Annotated in this window: 2 protein-coding genes; both read left to right on the top strand. The window is 54.0% G+C overall.

Annotated features, from left to right (window positions below; genetic code table 11):
- Positions 1-301 precede the first annotated feature (301 nt).
- Complete coding sequence (locus O6944_08455) at positions 302-1831, top strand: amidohydrolase (GenBank protein MCZ6719163.1); 1530 nt, start codon at positions 302-304, stop codon at positions 1829-1831.
- Between the two features lie 99 nt (positions 1832-1930).
- Positions 1931-3420 (top strand): amidohydrolase (locus tag O6944_08450; protein MCZ6719162.1); only part of this gene is annotated, 1490 nt, incomplete at its 3' end.

Raw genomic sequence — 3420 nt, 5'->3', positions numbered from 1 at the left:
ATGAGACGCTTCCCAGTTTCGGCCGGATCTCTTGTTCGAAGATCGCCTGGAGGTTATCTGGGAAATCCCGGATAATGGGCCTTTGAACTTCCTATCCGCCAAACACGAGGACGCCAACACAATGACCAAAACCACCCTCCGCTTTACAAATCTCACTGCTTTTTGCCTTCTAGTCGCTGCATGTAATGCGCCAGAGCCGCCCGGGGCAGATAGGGTGTTCGTGAATGGTGGGGTCTACACGGCCGATGATAACAGAACCTGGGCAGCGGCTGTCGCGATTAATAATGGGGACATTATATTTGTGGGCACCAACGAGGATGCTCAGGCATTGATTGGCAGCAGGACCAAGGTTGTAGACCTCGAGGGTAAAATGCTAATGCCCGGCTTCCACGACGGCCATGCACACGTTAGGTATGGTGGTACAGTAGAACTTGGGTGCAATATAAACGGCGCACAAACGATATCAGAGATCAGACAGCAGCTAAGCGCGTGCGCCAGCGCCCGAAAATATGGGCCTGACGAATGGGTTGTCGGTGGCGGTTGGGAGTTAGCGGCGTTTCCTGAAGGTAACCCTTCTAGCAGTATGCTTGATGAAATCTTCTCCGGCCGGCCGGTGCTTTTTCATGATGCCTTTGGGCACAACGCTTGGGTAAGCACGCGGGCCCTCGAAATCGCTGGTATTACGTCAACTACGCCAGACCCAGCACAAGGCGTTATTGTCCGCGATCCCTCTACAGGTCAGCCAACTGGAACCTTGCGCAATGCGGCAGTGTTACTCGTTGAAAAATGGCTCCCCGAAAGGACAAATGAGGAACGCTATCAGGGCTTGCTAAACGGTCTCCGACAGGCAAATGAATTTGGAATCACAGCCTACATCGAACCGGGTGTTGATGAAGACAATGCCGCGCTGTACAAATCCGTTGAAGAGCGCGGTGATTTAACTGCTCGCGTTACCCTTTCTTTATCTCCTATTAATGATTCTCCGGCTGGTGTCGGGTCAGAGATATTTGAGCTATTGGCAAAGCGCGACCATTTTAGGGGTAAATACATTAATACTGATTCCGTAAAAGTCTACATCGATGGAGTAATTGAGACCCAAACCTCGACCATGATCGAGCCCTATATTGATGGCAGTAATTCTCCTCCGTTTTATGAACCCGACAAGCTTAATTTGCTCTATCAGAAATTAGATGACATGGGCTTACAAATCCACACTCACGCCATCGGTGATGGCGCGATAAGGATCGCACTGGATGCTTATGAAAATGCGTTTATCGCTAATGGTGCCAACAATAACCGACATCAGATTGTTCATTTGCAGCTTATAGATCCTGCGGACCAACCACGCTTCGCCGAACTCAGTGTCGCCGCCAATTTCCAATGCCTCTGGTGCTATCCAGATCAGTATGTAGATCTTTGCGTTGATATCGTCGGGAAAGAGCGTGTGGAACAATTTTTTCCGGTCCGAAGAATGAGAGAAGCTGGGGCGCTTCTTGTGGGAGGCAGTGACTGGGATGTCACATCCCTGAATCCGCTAGATGCCATTGAAACCGCCGTGCGACGGCAGGATCCGCATGAAGAATCGGAACGGGTTTTAGGGAAAAACGAGGAAATTGACCTGATTACAGCGTTGGACATGTATACCCGCAATGCAGCGTATATCATGCGATTGGAGGAGAAGACAGGTTCCATTGAAATGGGAAAAAGAGCGGACCTCATCGTGCTCGATCGAAATCTGTTTAAGATTCCCGTTACTGAGATTAATGAGGCGAAAGTACTGTTGACCCTTATGGATGGTAAAACGGTTTTTACAGCGGAAGCCATTCGTTAATCTGGCCGATAGGACCTCATGCGCACATCTAAATTGAAAACCAATCTCTCCAGACAGCGAGTTCTTCGGGCAATAGCGATTAAGAGGATAAAGAGTCTTATGAAGCATCTGCTTTCCTTCATCGTGAGTGTTGTTCTGGTAACCGCAGCTTGTGTCCGCGAGGACGATCAGGGCAAGGCAACGACGGTGTTCAGGAAGGGTGCCGTCTATACCGTGGATAAAAACAGGCCATGGGCCGAAGCCGTCGCCGTTCGGGGCAACGCCATTGTCTACGTCGGCTCGGATCATGGCGTCCAGAGCTATATCGGAGCCGAAACCAAAGTTGTCGATCTTGCCGGCAAAATGCTGATGCCCGGCTTCCACGACGTTCACATGCATCCCATAACGGGCTCCGTTTTTGTTTATGAGTGCAATCTTCACGGCTTGTATACCAAGGAGGAACTGATGGCCAGGCTCAAACAGTGCGCCGCCCAGGATCGTGACTCCCCCTGGCTCAGGGGCGCCGGCTGGTCGCTGCAGTCTGACCCGGACGAGCAGCTCTACAAAGAGGACCTGGATATTATTGCGCCCAATCGCCCGGCTTACTTGATGGACAAGGACTGGCACCATGCCGTGCTTAACAGCAAGGCGCTGGAAATCGTCGGCATCGATGCCTCGACGAAAGACCCCGTGGGCGGGATCATTCACCGGCGTGCCAACGGCGAGCCTTCCGGGCTGTTGATCGAGACCGCCGCGTATCTGCACGAACCCTACCTTCCCGAGGTCAGCTTTGAGGATACCGTGAAAACTTTTCAGGTTGCCATGCGCAAGGCAAGCGAATACGGCATCACCAGCATCAGCGAAGCCTGGGAGACGCCGGAACTTGACAAGGCATGGAAATATCTTCGGGAGCAGGGCCTGCTAACGGCGCGCGTCAATCTTAGCCTGGTGGTGACGGAAACGTGGGACGAAGACTGGGATGCGCTGCTGGCGCGCCGGATCGACGGCGACGAGATGCTCCGCGCCATGCAGGTGAAGCTGGTCGTGGACGGCGTGATGGAAAACTTGACCGCGGCGGTGAAACAGCCCTACCTCAATACGGACGGCAACAAGGGTCTGCCGGCCTTCACCGATGAGCAGTTGAACAAGTGGATACCCCTGTTCGAAAAACATGGCTTCCAGGTCCACGCCCACACCATCGGCGACGCCGCCGTCGACAAGGTGCTGACGGCGCTGGAAACGTCGAGGGAAATCAACGCCAAGCCCAACGACCGGCCCTTCCTGATACACTGCTACCTGATCGACCCCGCCGATTATCCCCGCATCAAGGCGGCGGGCGCCACCGTCAACTTTACCATGCTGTGGCGTCAGCACGACGACACCATGGAAAGCCTGGTCAGGCCTTATCTGACCGAGGAGCAGTTCGCGCGGCTGATGCCCATGGCGGACGCGCATGATTACGGGCTGATTGTTACCGGCGGCAGCGACTGGTACGTGTCGCAAATGGACCCGCTCGCATCCATCACGGTGGCGATTACGGGCAAGGCCGTCCCCGACTACCGCAACGAGCCCTACGATCCCGCCGGCCAGCCGGTGATGCCGGGCAAGAA

This window comes from Gammaproteobacteria bacterium (assembly GCA_027296625.1).
Classification (GTDB): domain Bacteria; phylum Pseudomonadota; class Gammaproteobacteria; order JAKEHO01; family JAKEHO01; genus JAKEHO01.
This window is presented reverse-complemented; position numbering and strand designations above follow the sequence as displayed.